At 68.3% G+C, this 22,500-nt stretch carries 17 protein-coding genes; 9 read left to right on the plus strand and 8 right to left on the minus strand.

The window, feature by feature from the left end:
• Positions 1-161: 161 nt before the first annotated feature.
• Positions 162-2,237, minus strand: a complete 2,076-nt coding sequence (locus tag I5E68_RS04230) for a protein-disulfide reductase DsbD family protein (RefSeq protein ID WP_228726818.1) — start codon at positions 2,235-2,237, stop codon at positions 162-164.
• Positions 2,238-2,382: 145 nt separating this feature from the next.
• Here I5E68_RS04230 and I5E68_RS04235 point away from each other — a divergent pair, with 145 nt between their 5' ends.
• Both I5E68_RS04235 and I5E68_RS04240 read left to right on the plus strand, forming a co-directional pair.
• The gene (locus I5E68_RS04235; protein ID WP_197161049.1) at positions 2,383-4,053 is read left to right on the plus strand and encodes an alkaline phosphatase family protein; all 1,671 of its coding nucleotides are present in this window, start codon (positions 2,383-2,385) and stop codon (positions 4,051-4,053) included.
• Positions 4,053-5,300 carry an FAD-dependent monooxygenase gene (locus tag I5E68_RS04240; protein ID WP_197161051.1) on the plus strand — a complete coding sequence of 416 codons (1,248 nt, stop codon included), beginning with the start codon at positions 4,053-4,055 and terminating at the stop codon, positions 5,298-5,300. The genes I5E68_RS04235 and I5E68_RS04240 overlap by 1 nt, the downstream gene beginning before the upstream one ends.
• 60 nt (positions 5,301-5,360) lie before the next feature.
• Here the strand turns inward: I5E68_RS04240 and I5E68_RS04245 are convergent, their stop codons facing one another.
• From I5E68_RS04245 to hemC, 3 genes are read right to left on the minus strand one after another with little or no spacing between them, the layout of a single operon-like run.
• Positions 5,361-6,377: a hypothetical protein gene (locus I5E68_RS04245; protein ID WP_228726819.1), complete on the minus strand. Its 1,017-nt coding sequence runs from the start codon at positions 6,375-6,377 to the stop codon at positions 5,361-5,363.
• Between the two features lie 5 nt (positions 6,378-6,382).
• Entirely contained in the window at positions 6,383-7,138 is a 756-nt protein-coding gene (locus tag I5E68_RS04250; protein ID WP_197161053.1) for a uroporphyrinogen-III synthase, read from the minus strand.
• An 11-nt stretch (positions 7,139-7,149) separates the two neighbouring features.
• The gene (hemC, locus tag I5E68_RS04255; protein WP_370463752.1) at positions 7,150-8,067 is read right to left on the minus strand and encodes a hydroxymethylbilane synthase; all 918 of its coding nucleotides are present in this window, start codon (positions 8,065-8,067) and stop codon (positions 7,150-7,152) included.
• Between the two features lie 156 nt (positions 8,068-8,223).
• Between hemC and tsaD the strand changes: the two genes are divergently transcribed.
• The 5 genes from tsaD (at position 8,224) to I5E68_RS04280 (ending at position 13,527) form a co-directional block, all read left to right on the plus strand.
• Positions 8,224-9,264, plus strand: coding sequence for a tRNA (adenosine(37)-N6)-threonylcarbamoyltransferase complex transferase subunit TsaD (gene tsaD, locus I5E68_RS04260; protein WP_197161057.1), 1,041 nt, complete (start codon positions 8,224-8,226; stop codon positions 9,262-9,264).
• A complete protein-coding gene (locus I5E68_RS04265) occupies positions 9,261-10,298 on the plus strand; it encodes an NAD(P)H-dependent glycerol-3-phosphate dehydrogenase (RefSeq protein ID WP_197161059.1) in 1,038 nt (345 codons plus the stop codon). The genes tsaD and I5E68_RS04265 overlap by 4 nt, the downstream gene beginning before the upstream one ends.
• Positions 10,295-11,815, plus strand: coding sequence for an oligosaccharide flippase family protein (locus I5E68_RS04270; RefSeq protein ID WP_197161061.1), 1,521 nt, complete (start codon positions 10,295-10,297; stop codon positions 11,813-11,815). The genes I5E68_RS04265 and I5E68_RS04270 overlap by 4 nt, the downstream gene beginning before the upstream one ends.
• 58 nt (positions 11,816-11,873) lie before the next feature.
• Complete coding sequence (locus tag I5E68_RS04275; RefSeq protein ID WP_197161063.1) at positions 11,874-12,605, plus strand: OmpA family protein; 732 nt, start codon at positions 11,874-11,876, stop codon at positions 12,603-12,605.
• Positions 12,606-12,792: 187 nt separating this feature from the next.
• Positions 12,793-13,527, plus strand: coding sequence for a helix-hairpin-helix domain-containing protein (locus tag I5E68_RS04280; protein WP_197164533.1), 735 nt, complete (start codon positions 12,793-12,795; stop codon positions 13,525-13,527).
• A gap of 109 nt (positions 13,528-13,636) precedes the next feature.
• Here the strand turns inward: I5E68_RS04280 and I5E68_RS04285 are convergent, their stop codons facing one another.
• The 4 genes from I5E68_RS04285 to uvrB all read right to left on the minus strand — a co-directional run bounded on the left by I5E68_RS04285 (position 13,637) and on the right by uvrB (position 20,809).
• Entirely contained in the window at positions 13,637-15,148 is a 1,512-nt protein-coding gene (locus I5E68_RS04285; RefSeq protein ID WP_197161065.1) for a S10 family peptidase, read from the minus strand.
• Between the two features lie 443 nt (positions 15,149-15,591).
• Positions 15,592-17,097 carry a succinyl-CoA:acetate CoA-transferase ScpC gene (scpC, locus tag I5E68_RS04290; RefSeq protein WP_197161067.1) on the minus strand — a complete coding sequence of 502 codons (1,506 nt, stop codon included), beginning with the start codon at positions 17,095-17,097 and terminating at the stop codon, positions 15,592-15,594.
• Between the two features lie 121 nt (positions 17,098-17,218).
• Positions 17,219-18,340: a helix-turn-helix transcriptional regulator gene (locus I5E68_RS04295; protein WP_323982084.1), complete on the minus strand. Its 1,122-nt coding sequence runs from the start codon at positions 18,338-18,340 to the stop codon at positions 17,219-17,221.
• Positions 18,341-18,619: 279 nt separating this feature from the next.
• A complete protein-coding gene (gene uvrB / locus I5E68_RS04300; RefSeq protein WP_197161069.1) occupies positions 18,620-20,809 on the minus strand; it encodes an excinuclease ABC subunit UvrB in 2,190 nt (729 codons plus the stop codon).
• A gap of 229 nt (positions 20,810-21,038) precedes the next feature.
• Between uvrB and I5E68_RS04305 the strand changes: the two genes are divergently transcribed.
• Both I5E68_RS04305 and I5E68_RS04310 read left to right on the plus strand, forming a co-directional pair.
• Positions 21,039-21,617 carry a DUF3617 domain-containing protein gene (locus I5E68_RS04305; protein ID WP_197161084.1) on the plus strand — a complete coding sequence of 193 codons (579 nt, stop codon included), beginning with the start codon at positions 21,039-21,041 and terminating at the stop codon, positions 21,615-21,617.
• A gap of 126 nt (positions 21,618-21,743) precedes the next feature.
• Positions 21,744-22,484 (plus strand): esterase/lipase family protein, encoded by a 741-nt coding sequence (locus I5E68_RS04310; protein ID WP_197164535.1) that lies wholly within the window; start codon positions 21,744-21,746, stop codon positions 22,482-22,484.
• Positions 22,485-22,500: the final 16 nt, after the last annotated feature.

Genomic DNA, 22,500 nt, shown 5'->3' on the forward strand with positions numbered 1-22,500 from the left:
TTGCCAGCAGTTTTTGCCTTGGAAGGCAGCGTCTTGCGGCAAGCCGGAAGGTCGCGATCACATGCCTCAATCAATCGCGGGAGGGCGCACGGGTTGCCGCGCCGCCTTCGCTTCGTCGCTTGCAGGCGTCGTTATGCGGGCAGGGCGCGCCGGGCGCGCGGTCAGCGCCCCGAGCGCTCGGCCCTGTCCGCCAGAAGATCGGGCGTGAGGACCTGGGGAAGCTGCTCGACCTCGCCGCCGGGCGCATACCATGCGTAGAGCGGGACCCCGGCGGCACCCATGCCGGTGAGATATTCGGTGATCGCCGGATCGCGCCGGGTCCAGTCGCCGCGCAGTACGACCACCCCTGCCTTGCGGAAGGCCTCGCGGGTGTCCTCGCGTTCGATCGCGACCTGCTCATTGACCTTGCAGGTGAGACACCAGTCGGCGGTCATCCACACGAAGACCGGCTTGCCCGAGGCGCGCGCCTCGGCCAGCGCTGCGGCGCTGAAGGGGCGGGTGTCGAGGATCGAGGCGGCCTCCTGCGCGGCCATCGGTGTCGCTGCGGGCAGGAGCGCGAGGCAGGCGACGACGTCGAACAGCGCGAGCACGGCTGCGGGGCGGGCGCGGCGACCGCGGCGCTGGGCCCGACCGACCGCGATGAGCGCGACGACCAGCATCAGCGCAAAGAGCAGCACCACCGAGGCATAGATCGATCCGCCCAGTTTCCACGTCAGCCAGGCGAGAGCCAGCGCGGTCAGGCCCATCGGTATCGCCATCCAGCGCCGGAAAGTCGTCATCCAGCGTCCCGGGCGGGGCAGGCGGGTGCGCAGTGCGGGCACGAAGGCGATGGCGAGGAAGGGCAGGGCGATCCCAAGGCCGAGCGTGGCGAAGAGCGCGAGCGCGGGCAAGACCGGCAGCAGCAGCGCCGCGCCCATCGCGCTCGCCATGAACGGGCCGGTGCACGGCGTCGCGACGAAGGCGGCGAGCAGGCCGGTGGCGAAGGCGCCTTGCGGGCTGCCCGCGCTGGCGAAGCCGGGGACGGCGAACTCGAAGGCGCCCAGCAGGTTGGCGGTGATCGCGGTGGCGAGCAGCAGCAGCGCGACGACGACCAGCGGTTCCTGCAGCTGGAAGGCCCAGCCGACCTGTTCGCCGCCCGCGCGCAGTGCCAGCAGCAGCGCGCCGAGGCCGAGACAGGCGAGGATCACGCCGCCGGTATAGGCCAGACCCTCGATGCGGGCATGCGCGGTGCTCTCGCCCGCGCGGGCAAGGCTCAATGCTTTGAGCGAAAGGATCGGGAAGACGCAGGGCATGACGTTGAGCAGAAGGCCGCCGAGCAAGGCCGCGCCGAGCAGCCAGGGCAGGGCTGGCAGGGCGTTCGCGCTCTTGCCGGTGTCGAGCGGGGTGCCGCCCTTGGGGACCGCACCGGGCTTTGCGGTGAACGAGATGCCGTTGCCGAAGTCGTCGAGCCGCAGCAGGCCTTCGAGCGTCTCGGCATCGCGCGCGGCGAAGTCGGGACGCGCGATGGTCACGATCAGGGTGTCGCCCTTGCGCGCGAATTCCTGCGCGGCGGCGTAGTCGACCAGCTTGTCCTCGCGCACGAAGACGTGCGGATGGACGAGTTCAACCGATGCGGGCAGCGGAATGGCGAGGCGCAGCGTCTTGTCGGTGAGCGCCATCCTCGCGGGCGCGTCGAGCGGGGCGGGGAGCTGGCGGGTCCACTTTGCAAAGCGCTTGGCCAGCGGTGCGTCACTGCCCGCGTTCGCCGGCGTGTCGGCGGGGGCGACGACGATCTCGGTGGCGAGTTCGGCCTGTTCGGGCACGCAGATCTGCTCGGTGCAGGCGAGCCAGCGCGCGGACAGACGCACCGGCAGGCGTGTACCGGCCTTGATGCCCTCGGGGAGGGTGAGGGGCACGAGCACCGCGTAGTCGCTCTCGTAGACGTGGTTCATCAGGCCCGAGACGAGCAGCGTGTGCGGTACCGGGTAGCGCGGCTCGCCCGCCTCGCTGCCCTCGGGCAGTGTCCAGTCGAGCTGCATGCCAAGGCCCGCATCGCCCGGGTTGAGCCAGTAGCCGTGCCAGCCCTTCTCGGGCTTCATCTCGATCGCAAGCACGGTCTTGTCACCCGCCTTCGCGCCGGGTGCGGCGAGGAGCCGGGCGTGGATGTGGTTCTGCGCGCCCCAAGCCTCTGACGCGGAAGCCGAAAATCCCAGAAGCACAGCGAGCGCAATCAGCGCCGCATGAAAGAATTGTGCCATAATCAAGCGGTAAGGGCGCAAGGCCATGCTACTCCCGGGTCCGAACTCGCGGACTTCATGTACGAAACAGACCGTTACAGGCATGCGCCGGGCCGGTCACGCCAGCATCTGCGCTTGTCGCGACAATAATTCAAGGAACTCCCCCATGCGCTCGATCCTTCCCCCGCTCGCCCTTGCCGGTGCGCTCGCCTTTGCAAGCCCGGCACTGGCGCAGGAACCCGAGGGACAGGTTGACGCGCAGCGTGAGCCGCAGGCCGCGCCGCGCTTGATCGTCGCGCTTTCGGTCGACCAGTTTTCCTCGGACCTGTTCGACCAGTACCGCGCGCATTTCTCGAAGGGACTTGCCCGGCTCCAGACCGGCGTCGTGTTCCCGCAGGGCTACCAGTCGCACGCCGCGACCGAGACCTGTCCCGGCCACTCCACGCTGCTGACCGGCGTGCACCCCGCGCGCACCGGCATTCCCGCGAACTCGTGGTACGAGCCGGGCCTCGCCCGCACGGACAAGGAAGTCTACTGCGTCGAGGACGAGAGCGATCCGAAGAGCACTCCGGACAAGCCTGTGGTGAGCCCGAAGCACCTGCTCGCACCGACGCTCGGCGACCTGCTCAAGCGCCGCGATCCGCGCACGATCAACGCCGCGGTCTCGGTCAAGGACCGTGCAGCGGTGATGATGAGCGGGCACGACACCGATGCCGTCTACTGGTTCGGCGAGAGCACTGGCGGCTACACCACGTTCGCCGGACGCAAGCTGGGCAAGGCGGCGCGCGAGACCAACGTCGAGGTTGCCCGCCAGATCGCGGCAGGGGCCGGTGACATGGCCGTGCCCGGCTGGTGCGCGCCCTTCGACCGCGCCACGAGGATCAAGGACTTCACCATCGGCACCTATCGCTTCGCGATGGACAAGGGCGACGAGGAAGGGGTGAGCGAGACCCCGCGCGGCGATCTCGCCTCCACCGCTCTGGCGATCCGGCTCGTCGACGAACTCGGCATGGGCCGTGACGACGTGCCCGACGTGCTCTCGGTCTCCTATTCGGCAACCGACAAGGTCGGGCACGATTACGGCACCGCGGGTGTCGAGATGTGCATCACCATGAACACGCTCGACGTGGCGATCGGGCAGCTCTTCGACGCCCTCGATGCGCGTGGGATCGACTACGAGGTCGTGCTCAGCGCCGACCACGGCGGTTTCGACGCGCCCGAACGCCAGCAGCAGCGCGGCAACCCCGAGGCCGGTCGCATCGACCCCGCGCTCGAGGGAGATGCGCTCGCCGAGGCCGTCACCGCGCGCACCGGGATCCGCGTATCGAAGGGCAAGCTGCTCTACGGCGGCGGCGAATCGGGGAGCGTATGGTTCTCGGCCGAGCTCGATGCGGCGCAGAAGGCCAAGGTAAGCGAAGCCCTGATCGCGCTGCTCAAGGCCAACCCGCAGGTCGTGGGTGCCTTCAGCGAGGCCGAGGTCATGGCGCACCCGATGCCCAAGGGCCATCCGCAGGACTGGTCAATGCTCGACAAGGTGCGCGCCTCCTTCGTACCGGGGCGCTCGGGTGAGGTGCAGATGCTGACCCGCCGCGGCATCGTGCCGGGCACGGCCAAGCCCAAGAAGGTTGCCAGCCACGGCAGCCCCTGGGACTACGACCGCCGCGTGCCGATGCTGTTCTGGCGTGCCGGGATGGCCGGTTTCGAGCAGCCCAATCCGGTCGAGACGGTGGACATCGCACCCACACTCGCCGCGACCGTCGACCTGACCGTTCCGGAAGGCACCTGGGACGGAACCTGTCTCGACATCGACGGCTCGGAGCGCAATAGCTGCTCTTGATGAGCGAATCGCAAAACAGCCTAGAATCAGCGGTGCCCGAGCGCCGCGACCTGATCATCCTGGGCGGGGGGCTCGTCGGCATGACGCTGGCGCTGGCCGCCGCCCGGGCCGGGATCACCAGCCACGTGATCGACCGCGCCGATCCCGCCGAACTGACCGCGGAGGGCGCGGACGGGCGTGCCTCGGCAATCTCGACCGCGAGCTGGAACCTGTTCAGCAACATCGGCCTTGCCCGCCGGCTCGACAAGCTGGGCTGCCCGATCGCCTCGATTGCGGTGACCGACGGGATGAAGCCGGGCCGGATCGATTTCACGCCGAAGCAGGACGAGGGCACTCTTGGTCGCATGTTCGCCAACCGCGACTTGCGCCTCGCGCTGTTCGAGGCCGCTCGCGAGGAACCCGCAATCGCCTGGCACGTGCGCACCGAGGCGGTGCGCCGCGATCGCGGCGAACACGGGGTCGAGGTCGAGCTGAGCGACGGGCGCGTGCTCGCCGCCTCGCTGCTGGTCGCCGCCGAAGGACGCCAGTCGCCCACCCGCGACGAGGCCGGTTTCAAGATGGCCCGCTGGGACTACCGGCACCGCGCCTTCGTCACCGGGCTGTTCCACGAGAAGTCGCACGATAACACCGCCTGGGAAATCTTCTACCCGGCAGGGCCCTTCGCGCTCCTGCCGCTGCTCGACGATGCGCAGGGCCGCCACCGCTCGGCGCTGGTCTGGACGGTCGACGAGAACGATGCAGCCGGCATTGCCGCGATGAACGACGCGATGTTCGTCAACGAGGTGGCCCAGCGCATGCACGGTGTGCTCGGCGCGATCTCGCTTTCGGCCCCGCGCATGAGCTATCCGCTGCGCTTCCACCATGCAGGCAAGGTCGTAGACCGGCGTCTCGCGGTGATCGGCGATGCCGCCCACGGCATGCACCCGATTGCGGGGCAGGGGCTCAATCTGGGCCTGCGCGACGTCGGCGCGCTGGTCGAGGTGCTCACCGAAGGCATGCGCCTCGGCCTCGAGCCGGGCGATGCGCAGCTGCTCGCGCGTTACGAGAAGTGGCGCTCGCTCGACAGCTTCATGGTGATGTCGGTGACCGACGGGCTGACCCGCCTGTTCGGCATCCCCGGCAAATTGCCGAGCGCCGCGCGGCGCCTCGGCATGGGCGCGGTGCAGCGTCTGCCCGCGCTCAAGAGCTTCTTCATGGACGAGGCGCGCGGCATGTCGGGCGCGCTGCCCGAACTGCTGCGCGGCTGATCGCCAAGACAGGCATCGCCCGGGCTTCAGGCCCGCAGCGGTGCCTGCGCGTGCTCCCGGTCAGTTCGGTGCGAGCGGATCGGCAGAGGGCGACGGGCTGGACGTCGAGGGGGCGGGCTGCGCGGCAAGCGGGTCGCCGTTCTCGTCGATGGCCGGGGTCGCCAGCGGGCTGGGCTGGTCGATCGCGTGGCCTTCAGCGTCCTTGAGGCGGCGCGGTTCGAGCATCGCGGTGGTTTCCAGCAGGTTCAACGCCTTCTGCACGTTCTCGTAGCGCTGCGCATCGGCGATCCAGGTCTTCGCGGCATCGGCGCCGGGCAGGCGCTGGACTTCGGCGACGGCGCTGCCGATGCGGCGCGCGGTCAGCATGATGCGGGCGCGCTCGATCCGCGCGCGCGGCGATACCAGTGCGGCCGAATCGCGGCGCACGCGGAACATGCCCGAAAGCTCGCTGCGTGCCTTCTGCCAGAAGCTGACATTCTTGCCCGAGGTGGACAGTTCGGGCGAGAGCGCTTCGAGGCGTGCCGAAAGCTCGTCTATCGTGACCGGCTCCTTGGAGAAAGCGATCACCGTCTCCACCGCGCGCGGCTGCGCATCCATGAAGCGCAGGCGCAGCTGGTCGGCGACGTAGCTGAGCGGCTCGCCGCGATCGACCATGCGGCGGGCGGCGAAGGCAATCAGCAGGCCTTCAGCGCGCGCGGCGTTCGATGAGGCGGCGTCGGTCTGGAAGTCGATGCGCGAGATCCGGTCCTCGATCAGCGCGAGGCGTCCTTCCACGCTGCCGAGGTCTGCAGCGCGCTGCGGCGTGATCGGCGTGCCGCTGGTCTGGTTCGATCCGTCGACGGGGCCTTGCGCGAGCGAGGGGTCGCCCGCAGGCTCGACGAGTGTGGCCTCGTTCTCGGGCAGCGCGCTCTGCGATGCGTCCGGGCGCGGCAGCAGCGTGTCGAAGCGGCCACTGGTCAGGGCCCAGGCCACCAGCACCGCGCCGAGCAGGAATGCGACGAGCGCGACGAAGAACAGCCCGCTGCGCGAGCGGGGACGAGCCGTCGAGGCTGAAGCCGTCGTTTCGAATTCCTGCATCAGGTTTATAAATCTGTTGTCCGTATCGAGCCCGTAGCGACTTCTTGGCACATTCGCAGGGCCAAGGCCAGCAGCGCTGCGTCATCGGGTCGATCTGCCACGCGTAGTTGTATCCAGTCACTGCCGGCGAGGGGCGTTACACGCGGGCCGATGGCCGCAAGATGAACGAGCGACCTGTCGATCCCGCGCTGCGCACAGCACTGCGCGAAGTGCGCGGCGGCAAGGCCCGAATGCAGCAGGACCAGTGCCTCCCGGCGCAGCATTGCGGCAAGCGCTTCGGGCATGTCCCGGGCCTCGCTGGCATAAACCTCGCGTGAGACCATGGTGACGCCTGCGGGCAGCTCGAGCGCCAGATGCTCGCGCCCGGTCAGGCGCAGCAGGCGTCGGTGTGCAGGATCGAGCTGCGCCATGACCGACTGCAGCCCGCCCTGTCCAGTCGCGACGACGTCGAGGCCCGCCGCGCTTGCAGCTTTGGCGGTCGCCGCGCCGACGACGTAGGCGGGCAGGCCGCGATAGGCTTCGAGCGCCTCGCCGCCATGGCGCAGCGCATTGGCGCTGCCGAGCACCAGCGCATCGACCTCATCGCGCGCGACCGGCTCCCAGGGCAGCGCGCGCACCGCGAAGAGCGGAAAGGCATGGGCATCGAGACCGAGGCCGAGCGCGGCCTCGAGGCTCGTGGCAGCACCCGGTTCGGGGCGGATGACGATCACCGGCAAGCGAGACCCCTCGGCTTGCCCGCCCTCGCTTTCGCCTGTGCCCATCACCCTGCTCCTCAGTCGGCAGTGCCGGTGAAATGGATACGCACGGCCTCGCTCGCCTTGTCGAGCAGTTCGCGGGCCAGCGCATGCGCCATCTGTGCGTCGCCGGGGCCATCCTCGCCTGCGCCATCGGTTCCTGCCCGCGCGAAGAGCGTTGTCGCCGCGACCTTTTCGGCGCCGTCGGGGCTGTAGATCGCGGCCTGCATCTCCAGTGTGCCATCGTCGAGCCTGCGGGTGAGCACCGCAATCGGGCTGTGGCAGCTGCCGCCCAGCCCTTCGAGTAGCGCGCGTTCGGCCAGCACGGTGCGCCGGCTGGGCGCGTGATCGATCGCGGCGAGGACGGCGCGGGTTTCGGCATCGTTGGCGCGGCACTCGACGAGGATCGCGGCCTGCGCGGGGGCGGGTAGCCATTCCTCTTCGGCAAGCGGGTGGCCGGTGCCGGTCTCGCCCAGACGCTTGAGCCCGGCGGCGGCGAGGAAGGTCGCGTCGGCCTCGCCCGCGGCCAGCTTGGCGAGCCGGGTCGCGACGTTGCCGCGGAAAGTCACGACCTTGCAGTCGGGCCGCTGGTTGAGCAGCTGCGCGGCGCGGCGCGGGGCGCTCGTGCCGACCACCGCGCCGGAGGGAAGGGCCGCGATCGAGGCGGCCCCGATCAGCACGTCGCGCACGTCCTCGCGCTCGAGCACCGCGCCGATGGTGAAGGCATCGGGCCTGATCGTCTCGACGTCCTTGGCCGAATGGACCGCGAAATCGATCTCGCCGCTCGCCAGCCAGGCGTCGAGTTCCTTGGTCCACAGCGCCTTTCCGCCGATTTCGGCGAGCGCGCGGTCCTGGATGCGATCTCCGCTGGCAGTTACCGGCACGATCTCTATATGCGCGGGATCGAGTCCATGCGCTGCCACGAGGCGCTCGCGCGTCTCTTCGGCCTGTGCCATGGCCAGCGGCGAGCGACGGGTGCCCAGGCGCAGGCGCCTTGGCGCAGCGGATGGTGGAGTGGCGCTTGCGGGCGCATCGGGATATTGCGTGGTCATCGGCGACGTGTGCTAGCGGCCAATGACGGTCAGGAAAAGGGTCGTGAAGGGGAAGTGGGGATGACGACGGTCCTCGGCATCGAGAGCTCGTGCGACGAGACGGCAGCGGCGCTGGTTACCGGCGATCGCCGCATCCTTGCGCAGCACATCGCCTCGCAGGATGAGGCGCACCGTCCCTTTGGCGGCGTCGTGCCCGAGATCGCCGCGCGTGCGCACGCCGAAAGGCTCGCCCCGCTGATCGAGGCGACGCTGGCCGACGCCGGAATGACGCTCGATGAGGTCGACGCGATTGCCGCGACCGCCGGGCCGGGGCTGATCGGCGGGGTCATGGTGGGCCTCGTCACCGGCAAGGCGCTGGCGATGGCTTCGGGCAAGCCGCTGATCGCGATCAACCATCTGGAGGGGCACGCGCTCTCGCCGCGTCTCGCCGATCCCGATCTCGCCTATCCCTATCTGCTGCTGCTGGTTTCGGGCGGACATTGCCAGATCCTGCTGGTCGAAGGCGTGGGACAATTCCGCCGCCTTGCCACCACCATCGACGACGCGCTGGGCGAAGCCTTCGACAAGTCGGCCAAGGTGCTGGGGCTGGGCTATCCCGGCGGTCCCGCGCTCGAGCGGCTGGCGGCGAGCGGCGATCCGCGCAAGGTGCCGCTGCCGCGCCCGCTCAAGGGCAGCGCCGAGCCGCATTTCTCGTTCGCCGGGCTCAAGAGCGCGGTCCTGCGCGCGCACCAGTCGGGCGAGCACGCCGATGCGGACATCGCCGCCTCGTTCCAGGCAGCCGCGATCGAATGCATCATCGACCGCACCCGCAAGGCGCTCAAGGCGGTGTCCGGCGTGCCGCTCAACGGTCTGGTCGTGGCCGGCGGCGTTGCGGCCAATACCGCGATCCGCACCGCGCTCGAAGGCCTCGCGGCCCAGCATGGCCTGCCCTTCATCGCCCCGCCCATGAAGCTGTGCACCGACAACGCGGCGATGATCGGCTGGGCCGGGGTGGAGCGGTTCGCGCTCGGCCAGTCGGACCCGCTCGACGTCTCTGCGCGCCCGCGCTGGCCGCTCGATCCCGATGCCGCGGCCGTGCGCGGCGCGGGGGTGAAGGCATGAGCGCGAAGGGGGCACAGGCGGGCAGCATCGGCGTCATCGGCGCGGGGGCATGGGGAACGGCGCTGGCACAGGCGCTCGCCAATGCCGCGCGCGAACGCGGCGACGAGGGCGCTCAGGTGCTGCTCTGGGCGCGTGAGCCGGGCCTTGCCGCGCGCATCAACGAGACCCGGCGCAACGATATCTACCTGCCACAGGCCGAACTCTCGCCGCGCGTGCGCGCGACCAGCGAGATGGCCGACATGGCCGGGCTCGAGGTGCTGCTCGCGGTCGTGCCCGCGCAGTTCCTCGGCAATGTTCTGGCGGACCTGCCCGCAGGCCAGCGCGACATCGTGCTTTGCGCCAAGGGCATCGAGGCGGGTAGTGGGAGGCTCATGGCCGAAGTCGCCGCTGCCGCCGCGCCCGGAGCCCGGCTCGCGGTGCTCTCGGGCCCGACTTTCGCGCACGAGGTTGCAGGCGGCCTGCCCACCGCCGTGACGCTCGCCTGCTCGGGCGGGCAGGAGCAATGGGACCGGCTCGCGCCGATGATCGCCAGCCATGCCTTTCGCCCTTACTATTCCGACGACGTGATCGGCGCCGAGATCGGCGGCGCGGTCAAGAACGTGCTCGCGATTGCCTGTGGCGTCGTCGAGGGGCTCGGCCTCGGCCAGAACGCGCGTGCGGCGCTGATCGCGCGCGGCTATGCCGAGATGCTGCGTTTCGGCCTCGCCCGGGGCGCAAGGGCCGAGACGCTTTCAGGGCTGTGTGGGCTCGGCGATCTCGTGCTGACCTGTTCCTCGACCTCGAGCCGCAACTTCTCGCTCGGGCTCGCGCTCGGGCAGGGGCGGAGCGCGACCGAGGCGCTCTCGGGCAAGGCCACGGTGGCAGAAGGGGCGGCGACCGCACCGGTGCTGGCCGAAATCGCCGCGCGCGACGGCGTCGACATGCCCATCGTTGCCGCCGTCACCCGCGTGCTCGCGGGCGAGCTGCCTGCCGCCGCCGCGGTCGAGACGATACTATCCCGCCCGCTGCGGGCCGAACAGGAGTATGCGCCTTGAGCGCAAACGAGGGCCGCGACGCGGCGTCGCAAGGCAGGCAGGACGGCGATGACATCGCCGCGCTGGCCAAGGGCGGGCGCACCAATTTTTTCGGGTTCTTCCTGCGCCTTGCCGCGCGCATCCCGTTCCTGTTCATCGCCGGGCGCGCCGCGGCCTATGGTCCGGCAGCGCTGGGCCGCTTCGCTTCGGCGCTGGTGATCATCGAGCTTACCGCGATGATCTGCACCATGGGCGAGAAGCGCGGCCTCGCGCAGCGCATGTCCGAGGCCGAGGGCAGCGAACTGCCCGCCAACACCATTGCCGACGGCGTTGCGGTCTCGCTCGTCGCATCGTGCGCGGCGGCTGCGTTCTTCTGGTTCGTGCCCGCGCCGATGTTCCCGAGCGGGCATTACAGCCAACTCGACCGGCTGATGGTGATCGCGATCCCGCCGCTCGCGCTGACCGAGATCTGGCTCGCCGCGCTCGCCTACCGCCTCCACGTCAGCCCGACGGTGTGGTCGCGCGCGATCGTCGAGCCCTGGACGATCTCGATCATGGCGGGCGCGATGATCTTCGTTGCGCCCGAGAGCGGGCTTTCGCTCGCCTACATCGCCTCGATCTTCGCCGCGGCGCTGACCGCACTCGTACCGTTCGTGCGCGAATACGGGGTGCCGCACGGCTGGCGCCCGCGCTTTTCGGTCATGCGCCGCCTCGTCGTGCGCTCGCTGCCGATTGCGCTGGCCGACACGATCGAGTGGGGCACGCGCCGCGTCGACGTGTTCCTTCTCGGTTTCCTCGCCCCGGCCTCGGCGGTCGGCGTCTACTATGCCGCCCAACAGGTCGCGAGCCTTCCGCAGAAGCTCAAGACCAGCTTCGAGCCGGTGCTCGGCCCTGTCATCACGCGTAACCTGAAGAAGCAGGACTACGGCGCGATTGCCCGGCAGGTGTGCCAGGTCGGCTTCTGGATTACCGCCGCACAGGTCGCGATCGCGCTGGCGCTGGGCATCACCGGCGAGGGCGTGATGGGCCTCGTCGGGCGCGAATTCGTCGGCGGAACCGGCGCGCTGGCGCTGCTCTTGATCGCAGAAGTCGTCGCCTCGACCGCGGTGGTGAGCGAGGCTGCGCTGATCTACGTCAAGCGGGTCGAGAACCTCGTCGTCTCGCTGGCGACCATCGGGCTGCAGGCGGCGCTGACCTTCGCGGGCATCGTCGCGATGCAGAAGCTGGGCTTCAACCCGCTGTTCCAGGCCGCCGCAGCGGCAGCCGCGCTGATGTTCTCACTGGGCCTCGCCTCGCTGGTCAAGGCGAACATGCTTTCGCGTTTCCTCGGGCAGCGGATCAACACCTGGCGCTGGCCGCTGGTCTATGCGGCGGCGCCGGCGGTCATTCTGGGCTACATCGCGACCCGCTGGCTGCCCGAGTGGGCCGAACTCGCCTTCGGCATCCCGGCGATCCTGGGCTCGTACCTCTTCGTCATCTGGAAGAAGGCTTTCGGCCCCGAGGATCGCAAGCTATTCCAGAAAACCAAGCAAACCTGACGATTTGTGGGCGCTCGGGTGTTCCCAGCGGGCATGAAAATGCTCTAGGCTCGCCTGTATGAACCCGCGCAAAGCCTTCATCATCGCCGCCGGTGCGGTCCTGTGTCTGGTCGGCTCGGCGCTGACCATGCGGATCGAGCGTTCGCTGTTCATCGACACTATCGCGGCGAAGGCGCGCGCCGCGCGCGACGAAGCCGGCGGGCAGGGCGTGTCCATCGCCTTCGAGGATCGCTATGGCTGGCTCACCCGCCACCCGGTGCTCTCGGGCGGGGAGAAGCTCGACAATGCGACCCGCAAGCGCGTAGCCGCTGCGGTCGCCGAGGTGCCCGGCGTGGGTGGCATCACCTGGGCACGCGACACCGAGCAGGAAGAGCAGGAACCCGAAACGCTGCATTGCCAGGACGATGTCGAGCGCATCCTCGAGACCCGCACGATCCGTTTCTCCGAGGCGAGCGCGCGGCTCGACCCCACCAGCGAACGCCTGCTCGACGAGGTGGCGCGTGCGCTGGGGCCATGCGTCGGCAGCATCATCGCGGTGACCGGCCATACCGATGCGGGCGGTAACCAGGAGGTCGCCAAGGCGCTTTCGCTTGCGCGCGCGGAGGCGGTGCGCTGGGCACTGATCGGGCGCGGCATTCCCGCCGACGGGCTGCGCGCGGCGGGCGTGGGCGCCCAGCAGCCGATCAAGGGCCTCGACCCGCGCGATCCGGCCAACCGGCGCATCGAGTTCTCGGTGATCGTCTCGGCGCCGGTCAAGCCTACGCCGATCGACACCCCGGGGCCGGGCTGAGGATCGCGCAAACGGTTTGGTGGCGGGGTTTGCCAGCGGGGTTGGACGAATGCGTACAAAGTCACATAATAGGAGCCGCTGATGCCGCTATGGCTCGAACTGGCCGTCTCGATACTGCTGACCTACGCGCTGGGCTTCGGTATCGGCTGGCTGATATGGAATCGAAAAGGATAAGACCGTGGTGCAAATGATCGAGGCCAACTGGCTGATCTTCATCGCCGCATTGCTGATCGGCATTGTCGTCGCCTACTGGATCTTCGCGCATGGCTCGAAGCCAGCGAAGCGCTCGCACCGGCCCGACGTGCTCGACGAGGGTGCAGCGCCCGCTCAGCGCAACCAGGCCCTGATCGATTCGGCCCCGGCGGCAAGCTTCGACCTGCCCGTGCCCGACGTCCCCGCCAAGGAGCCGGTCGCGCGCGCGCACATCGATCCTCCCGCAGCGGCCGGAACCATGGCGGGCATCGGCGAGGTAATCGCCGTCGCCGCGCAGGAAGAGGCCGACGCTGCGGACGAGGACGAGGATGCTGGCGAGACTCCGGCTGGAGTGGACAGCGAGCCGAAGGGCACTGATACGGCTGCTCCGGTTGAGCCGGTCGCCGAAGCCGCGCCTGCTCCTGCCCCCGTCCCGGAGCCTGTCGCTGTGAGCGAACCGGCCCCTGCACCAGCTCCCGCAGCCGAGGGCGAGGCCGACAACCTGCGCAAGATCAAGGGGCTGGGCCCCAAGATGGAGAAGCTGCTCGTGTCGATGGGCGTGACCCGCTACGCGCAGATCGCGCAGTGGAGCGAAGCCGACCTCGACGATCTCGACACCAAGCTGGGTGCCTTCGCGGGCCGTCCACGCCGCGACAAGTGGGTCGAGCAGGCGCGTCTGCTCTCAGGCGGCGATACCTCGGCCTACGAGGTGGAATTCGGCAAGCTCTGACGCTTGTGCCTGGCCGCTTCGTGCTGGCCGGAGAGAATGTGAAAAGGGGCAGGAAAGCGGCGTGCTTTCCTGCCCCTTTTCGTTTGCGGAGATGTGGTCGCCGGTCCGGTCAGCGCGCTGCGTAGCTGCTCATCACGTCGGCACGCATCATCGCGCCGCTGTCGCTGCGCGAGTAGAACATGTGGCCGCCCGGGTACTTGTGCAGCTTGACGCGCTGCGCTTGGCCGAAGTCGGGCATCTGGTCGATGATCAGCGCCGAGCCGAAGTAGGGGCACGAGAGGTCGTCCCAGCCGTGGACGATGTCGACGGTCATCTTGGGGTCGATCGAGATCGCCTTGCGCAGGTCCTGCACCGGGCTGTCCGAGTTGTCGCGATCCCAGGCGGCGTTCACCTCGTAGGACAGCGCGTTGTAGCGCCCGTCCACCTTCCAGCCGACCTGGCGGGTGACGAAGTCGACCATGGCCGAAGTGGTCGGCGCGATCAGCGTGGTGAGCAGGGGGTCGTTGTATTGGGCCCGTGCGCTCGCCGGGAAGGGATCGTAGGCGGTGAAGTTGGAATCGTAGATCGAGCCTACCTGGCCCTGGTCGCGGCGGATCTCGCGCAGGTACGTCATGATGTCGACGCGCCCGTCCATACGGCGCACCAGCGCCGGGTCGAGCCCGGTGATCTCGGCGACGCGGGCCGAGAGACGGTCGGTCGCGGCCTTGTCCTTGGGACCGGCGAGGAAATCGGCGACGAACTGGGTGCGCAGGTAGTCCTCGACCGGGCCCATCGTGCTTGCATCGAGGTGCTTGCCCTGCCGTTCGAAGTGGCCCGCGGCCATCGCCGGGTAGTTGATCATCCAGGGCAGCGGCGAGAGCGCGGTCTCGTCACCGATCGCGGCCGGGTCGAGATAGGGCGAGACCAGCGTCATTCCCGAGATCCCGACGCCGATCTGCGTCTGCAGGTAGTAGGCAAGGCGCGGCAGGCGGTAACCGCCGTAGCTTTCGCCGGTGAGGTACTTGGGGCTCGAGAGGCGACCGTTCTCGACCAGCCAGTCGTAGACCACGCGGCTGAGGTAGTGGATGTCGGCGTCGGCGGCGTAGAACTCCTTCTTGGTCGTCGCCTCGTCGGTGCGGGTGCGCGAGAAGCCGGTGCCGACCGGGTCGATGAAGACGAGGTCGGTGAAGTCGAGCCAGGAATTGGGGTTGTCGCGCAGCACGGCAGGGTCGCTCGGCGCATCGCCCTGCGCGCCGAAGGCGACGCGCTTGGGCCCGATCGCGCCGAGGTTGAGGTAGACCGAAGCCGCGCCTGGGCCGCCGTTGAAGGCGAAAGTCACGGGGCGGTTCTGCGCGGCGGCGCCGGGCAGGGTATAGGCGGTGTAGACGACCTCGCCGATGAGCTTGCCCTTGGCGTCCTTGACCGGGATCGCGCCGACCGTGGCGTTGTAGCTCACCGTCTTGCCGCCGATCACGGCGGACTGCTTGATCGTCTTGGCATCGGGGAAGGGGGCGAGGTTGTCGTCGGGTGCGCCTGCCTCCTTGGCGGCGGGCTTGTCGGCCGCTGGCTTGTCGGCGGCAATGCCGGCGGTGGCGCTGATCGTCAGCAGCGCGGCGGCGCAGGCCATCGAAAGACTACGCATGAGAGCTAGAGTACCTCGCTTCAAGGGGGATGGGGGTCTGGTGAAGCGAGGTACTCTAGTCGTGCCCTGCCTTGCGGCAAGGCAACCGCGCGACCTTTTGGGGAAAGATCGCCGCGCGATGCGATCGGGCAACAGGCGAAGTCGGGCGAGAAGCCCGATGCGCCCGCGCCTAGGCTCAGGACCCATTACTTCCGTCTTCGAGGTTTGAATCAAAATGGCTCAGGGCGAGGAAGGAAGGCGAAGGAATATGTCGATATTTCAAGACTTCCTGACGCTGCACTGGGCCATTTTGATCAAATCCCTCCGGGACGCCGGAATGGCTTCCATCTCGAACCGAAGTGGCCTTGAACGGGCAACCAGCCCGTTCGGCGGCCACTTCGGCCCGACATGTTCGCCATTACGGCGCCTCGTAGGCGGGAGTAATGGGTCCTGAGCCTAAGGGGTCAGGGCATCATCGAGCCGGTGTCGATGAAGCGCTGGTGCCAGGAAAGGGCCTCCGACGGGATCATCGGCGACTGCAGGCCATAGGACTGCTTCTGCGCGCGCGCGAAGTAGTCCTCGAGCATGGGCCGGTAGTCGGGATGCGCACAGTTGGCGATGATCACCCTGGCGCGTTCCTTGGGGCTGAGGCCGCGAAGGTCCGCCAAGCCCTGCTCGGTGACGATCACCTGCACGTCCTGGTTGATGTGGTCGACGTGGCTGGCCTGCGGCACGATCGCCGAGATCGCGCCGTTCTTGGCGGTCGAGGGTGTCACGAAGATCGAGATGAAGGCGTTGCGGGCAAAGTCGCCCGAGCCGCCGATGCCGTTCTGGATGCGCGAGCCCATGACGTGGGTCGAGTTCACCGCGCCGTAGATGTCGGCCTCGATCAGCCCGTTCATCGCGATGCAGCCTAGGCGTCGCACCAGTTCGGGGTGGTTCGAGATTTCCTGCGGGCGTAGGATCATCTTGTCGCGGAAGAAGGACATCTCGCGATTGACGCGCTCGGCCGCTTGCGGGCTGAGCGAGAAGGCGGTGGCGCTGGCCATGCGCAGCTTGCCTGAGGCGAGCAGGTCGAGCATCCCGTCCTGGATCACCTCGGTATAAGCGGTCATGCCCTCGAAGGGCGCGTCCATCAGGCCCGTGAGCACCGCATTGGCGATGTTGCCCACGCCAGACTGGATCGGCAGCAGTTCCTTGGGAACGCGTCCGACCTTCACTTCGTGCTTGAGGAATTCGAGGATATGCCCGGCGATCATCTTCGCCTTGTCGTCGGGCGGGGTGAAGGGGGCGTTGCGGTCGGGCGAGTCGGTCTCGACGACGGCGACCACCTTGTCGGGATCGACGCGCAGGCAGTCCTCGCCGATGCGCTGGTCGGGGCGCGTCAGCGGGATCGGGATGCGCGCGGGCGGCAGCGCGGTGCCGTAGTAGATGTCGTGGACGCCCTCGAGCGCTTCGCTCTGCCAGGAGTTGACCTCGAGGATCACCTTCTCGGCGCGGTCGAGCCAGGTCTTGTTGTTGCCGACCGAGGAGGAGGGGATCAGCGAGCCGTCCTCGCGGATGCCGGTAACCTCGATCACCGCGGTGTCGAGCGGTCCGAGAAAGCCCTGCCAGGCCATCGGCGCGACCTGGCTGAGGTGCATGTCGAAGTAGTTCATCTGGCCCGAATTGATCTTCTCGCGGGCGATGGGATCGGAATTGTAGGGCAGGCGCATCTCGATGCCGTCGGCCTTGGCGAGGGCTCCGTCGAGTTCAGGGCCGGTCGAGGCGCCGGTCCACATGCGCACCTTGAAGGGGTCCCCGGCGCTGCGCTGCTCTTCCATGTGTGCTGCCAGAGCCAGCGGCACCGCCTTGGGGTAGCCCGATCCGGTAAACCCGCTCATGCCCACGGTCGAGCCGTGCGTGATGAGCCGGGCGGCGTCGGGTGCCGACATGATTTTTGAACGCAGTGCCTTGTTGCGAATACGCATGGCCTCTCCTTTTCGTAATCCCGCGCCCCGTTTGCGCCTGTGTTCCCGAAAGAACAGTGCAAAGCGCCGATTCTGGATTGCGCGAAATGCAACCGCGGTCCGATAACCGTCGGTCGCGAGGCTAGTGCGCCGCCGTTTCGAGCACGGCGCGGGCCATGACCACCAGCTCGCTCTCGCGGTTGACCCCGCACTTGACGAAGATCGTGCGCAGCTGGCTGGCGACGGTCTGGACGCTGACGCCCCGGCGCACGGCGACTTCTGAGCGCGGATGGCCGATGGCGAGCAGGGCGACGACTTGCGCCTCTGCGGCGGTGAGGTCGAGCGCTGCACACAGCTGGTCGGCCTTGGCGAGCAGCTGCCCTTGCGCGTCCTCGCGTGCCAGAGCCTCGGTCGCGATGGGTGAGCGCAAGGTGACGATGACGCGCGGCGAGAAGCCCATGTTCCACTTCTCACGGGGCAGGGCGCGCACGTCGGTGAGCACGAGCCCGGCCTCGCTGCGCATCCACAGGTCCGCGGGGCCGGTATCGAGGCCGCGCAGGGCGAGGCCGATGCGGGCCTGAAGCTGGCGGTCGAGGTCGGGGCGGGTTGCGCGAAGGGTGCCCGCGCGAACCTGCATGAGGTCGGGGCCGAGCATGGCCTGCGCGGTCTGGGTGACGTGGCAGACCTGCGCCATACCATCGATCAGGATCGCGGCGGTGCGCACGGTGTCGAGCGAGCCTTGCAGCAGGCGGGTGCCCTGGTGCTCGATCGAATCCTGCAGGCGGATCGCAGCAAGGACTTCGGGCCCGACTCGGCTGAGGATGTCGCGCTCGGCCTCGGTCGTGCGGCCCTGCGCCTCGCCGCGCAGGATGGCGAGCCCGAAGAAAGCGCCCGGTTTGTTGGCGAGCACCATCTGCGCGCCGTGCTCGACGTCGAGGCGGCGCACGGTCTCAAGGTAGGCCTCGTCGGTGTGGCGCGCGCGCAGTGCGTCGTAATGGACTTCCCAGCTGACCTCGAGCGGCGCGCGCACGGTGCCCACGCGGTAGTTTACCTGAGGGTTGTAGCCGTCGATGCGGTCGAGTTCGGCGACGAAGCTTTCGGGGACGTCGTTGGCCCAGTTGAACGAGAGGTGCTGCTTGCCGACCGCGAGCAACTGGCCGTGGGCAGAACCGGTGGCCTCGGCAAGCGCGCGTAGGGCATTGTCCCAGCCATCCTCGCTGAGCGGTGCGCGCGCGAAGGCCTCGGCCAGCCGCTTATGCGGCACGCCCTTGCCCTTCCATGGCCGGGACCCTCATCCCGGCTGTGCTCATGCGATCCCTGTTCACGTCAGTATCCGTATCAATACGGTGCAATCCTGTTTCCCCCAGGCACCGCAAACGATTCATACCATGATCATGGTATGAACTGCGACGAGGACCGGTTCAAAGCAGAAATGCGACCCGAAGGACTGGTGAGAACCATTCCTTTCATCTGCCCGGGGGCCTGCATTCAGGCTCCCGGGCTTTTTTGTGGGCCATGTGCGTACGGTGCACCGGGTCGCTCGTTACTTGCCCCACTTCCTCTGGCTCTTGCCGTAGCGCGTCTTGCGCGTGCCCGGCTTGCCCTCGTTCGAACGGCCCACGCGCGGCGCCTTGTGCTCGGCTTCGGGCAGGCCCAGTTCGCTGTTCTCGAGCTTGCGAATCTCATCGCGCAGGCGCCCGGCTTCCTCGAACTCGAGGTCGGCTGCAGCCGCGCGCATCTTTTTCTCGAGATCCTCGATGTAGGCGCGCAGGTTGTGCCCGACGAGGTTGTTGGCCCCGTCCTCGGTCTCGATGTCGACGGTGACCCCGTCGCGGCTCGCGGTGTCGGCGACGATATCGGCGATGCGCCGCCTGATCGTCTGCGGCGTGATGCCGTGCTCTTCGTTGTAGGCCTGCTGCTTCTCGCGGCGGCGGTCGGTCTCGGCGATGGCGCGCTCCATCGAGCCGGTCATGCGGTCGGCATAGAGGATCACGCGGCCTTCGGAATTGCGCGCAGCACGCCCGATGGTCTGGATGAGCGAGGTTTCCGAGCGCAGGAAGCCTTCCTTGTCGGCATCGAGAATGGTGACCAGCCCGCATTCGGGGATGTCGAGGCCCTCGCGCAGCAGGTTGATGCCCACCAGCACGTCGTAAACCCCCATGCGCAGGTCGCGGATCAGCTCGATGCGTTCGAGCGTCTCGACGTCGGAGTGCATGTAGCGAACGCGCACGCCCGCTTCGTGCATGAACTCGGTCAGGTCCTCGGCCATGCGCTTGGTGAGCGTGGTGACGAGCGTGCGGAAACCCTTCTCGGCGGTCGCCTTGCACTCCATGATGCAGTCCTGCACCTGGTCCTCGACCGGGCGGATCTCGACCGGCGGGTCGATCAGGCCGGTGGGGCGGATGACCTGCTCGGCGAAAGTGCCGCCCGACTGCTCCATCTCCCAGTTGCCCGGCGTCGCCGAGACCGCGAATGTCTGCGGGCGCATCGCCTCCCATTCGTTGAAGCGAAGAGGGCGGTTGTCGATGCACGAGGGCAGGCGGAAGCCATATTCGGCGAGGGTGATCTTGCGCCGGTGGTCACCGCGCGCCATCGCGCCGATCTGCGGCACGGTCTGGTGGCTCTCGTCGACGAAGAGCAGCGCGTTGTCGGGCAGGTACTCGAACAGCGTCGGCGGCGGCTCGCCGGGCAGGCGGCCGGTGAGGAAGCGGCTGTAGTTCTCGATGCCATTGCACGAACCGGTCGCCGCGATCATCTCGAGGTCGAAGTTGGTGCGCTGTTCGAGCCGCTGCGCCTCGAGCAGCTTGCCTTCGGCCTCCAGTTCCTTGAGCCTTTCGGTCAGCTCGAAGCGGATCGCCTCGCTCGCCTGCTTCATCGTCGGGCCGGGGGTGACGTAGTGCGAGTTCGCATAGACGCGCACCTTGTCGAGGCTGGCGCCCTTCTTGCCGGTGAGCGGGTCGAACTCGGCGATCTCCTCGATCTCGTCGCCGAAGAACGAGATGCGCCAGGCCGCGTCCTCATAGTGCGAGGGGAAGATTTCGAGGCTGTCGCCGCGCACGCGAAAGCACCCGCGCGCGAAAGCGACGTCGTTGCGCTTGTACTGCAGCGCGACGAGCTTGCGGATCAGCTCGCGCTGGTCGACCTCCTTGCCCTTCTCGATGTCGAAGATCATCGCCGAGTAGGTCTCGACCGAGCCGATGCCGTAAAGGCACGAGACCGAGGCGACGATGATCACGTCGTCGCGTTCCAGCAGCGCGCGCGTCGCCGAGTGGCGCATGCGGTCGATCGCCTCGTTCACCGAGCTTTCCTTCTCGATGTAGGTGTCCGAGCGCGGCACGTAGGCCTCGGGCTGGTAGTAGTCGTAGTAGGAGACGAAATACTCGACCGCGTTGTTGGGGAAGAAGTCCTTCATCTCGGCGTAGAGCTGGGCGGCGAGGATCTTGTTGGGCGCGAGGATCAGCGCCGGGCGCTGCAGTTCCTCGATCACCTTGGCCATGGTGAAGGTCTTGCCCGAGCCGGTGACGCCGAGCAGGACCTGCGTCTTCTCCTCGCCCAGCGCGCCCTCGACCAGTTCGGCGATGGCGGTGGGCTGGTCGCCCGCCGGCTCATAGTCCGAGACGACCTCGAAGCGCTTGCCGGGAAGGGACTTTTCGGGACGCTGCGGCTTGTGCGGGACGAATGCGCCGGTGGTGTCGGGCTCGTCGAGGCCGCGGCGGATGATGAGTTCTGCCATGGCGGAACATATGGGGTATGGGGCGGCGTCCCGCAATGGAGGGCGCGGCCTCGCAGCGCATGGACCCACGCACCCGTCCGATGTCAGTTTGATGACACTTGCGTGCGTTTCGTTGGCGGATTGCTGCGAAAGTGCTAATTTCGGCGTTTCGTATCCCGTAGGCAGAGACGTGCCCGGCCCCCGCAGCAACCCGCCGCAAGCTGGCCGCGCGAGACAGGAGAACTAGGACATGACCGGCAATTCGCTCCGCCCTGTCGGCTGGCCGCTGGCGCTGGCCATCGGGTTTTCGCTCGCTTCGTGCGGCTCGGGCGATGCCCCCGAGGAAGAGGCTGGCGCGGGCGCGCCGCTCTCCTCCGCCGAGGTGCAGAGCCGCGCCGAAGGCATCGAGAAGCCGCGTCCGGGGCTCTATCGCCGCAGCGTCGAACTGCTCGAGATCGAGGCGCCGGGGATGCCCGAGGGCATGGCCGAACAGATGCGCGGCCACATGAGCTTCGGCCCCAGGGATGGCGAAGTCTGCATCACCGAGGCCGACACCGAGCGCGGCTTTCACGACATGTTCGACGAGAGCGAAGAGGGAGCGAACTGCAGCTACGACCGTTTCGAGGTCAAGGGCGGTGCGCTCGATGCGCGCATGACCTGTTCAACACCGGGTCAGGGCCGCGCGGTCATGACCATGCAGGGCAAGGTCGGGTCCACCTCGTCCGAGGTGACGATGACCATGCGCATGGACGGAACTCCGGCTCCGGTGGACGGCATGCGGATGAAGACGAAGATGCGCTTCGAACGCATCGGCGATTGCGGGGAATGAGCAAGGGCAAGGAAATGAGTAGGGCGCACCGCTGATCGAGAGGCAAGCGCCCCAGGACTGATACGAAGAAAGCAGAATTACGTGAACGGCCAGACATTGCAGAGTTTCTCCCGCCAGATCGAGGGCATGCGCGCGCAGCTGCTGCGCCGCGCGGCCTTCGTGCGCGAGCCGCATCCGCAAGGGGTGCGCAAGCCGGCGCTGAAGCTCTTCGCGGCCGAACTGGGCTCGTTGTGGGGCATGAGTTCGGGGCCTGCCTGCGCGCTGCCGGCGGCGAGCCGCCCGCAAGTGGTCATGCTGCTGCCCGGTTTCGGCGCGCATCCCAAGCGCATGGCGCCGATGGCAGAGGCGCTGCGCGCGGCGGGGCACGAGGTCCACGACTGGGGGCTGGGCTTCAATTTCGGCCCGACCGAGGCAAACTTCGCGTTCCTGATGCGCCGCGTCGGCGCGCTCGCACGGCGCCATCGCCAGCCGGTCACGCTGGTGGGCTGGAGTCTGGGCGGTCTCTTCGCGCGCGAGATCGCACGGCGCGAGCCCGGCTGCGTGGCGCGCGTCGTCACCATGGGCACGCCGTTCTCGGGCGATCCGCGCGCCAACAACGCCTGGCGCGTCTATCAGGTGATCACCGGGCACGCGGTCGATGCCCCGCCGGTCGAGTGCGCCTTCGCCGAGAAGCCGCCGGTGCCCACGGTTGCCTTGTGGAGCCCGCGCGACGGGGTGATCGACCCGCGCGCCGCGAAAGGCTGGCCGCACGAACGCGACCGCGCCGTCGCGATCCGGTGCACGCATCTGGGCTTTGCCAGCGACCCGCGCGTCATCGCCGAAGTCGCGCGCCAGCTCGAGATCGAGGACCTTCCCGCCAGCGCTTGAGGAATGCGCGAGCAAG

Source organism: Novosphingobium aureum, from assembly GCF_015865035.1.
GTDB classification, from domain to species: domain Bacteria; phylum Pseudomonadota; class Alphaproteobacteria; order Sphingomonadales; family Sphingomonadaceae; genus Novosphingobium; species Novosphingobium aureum.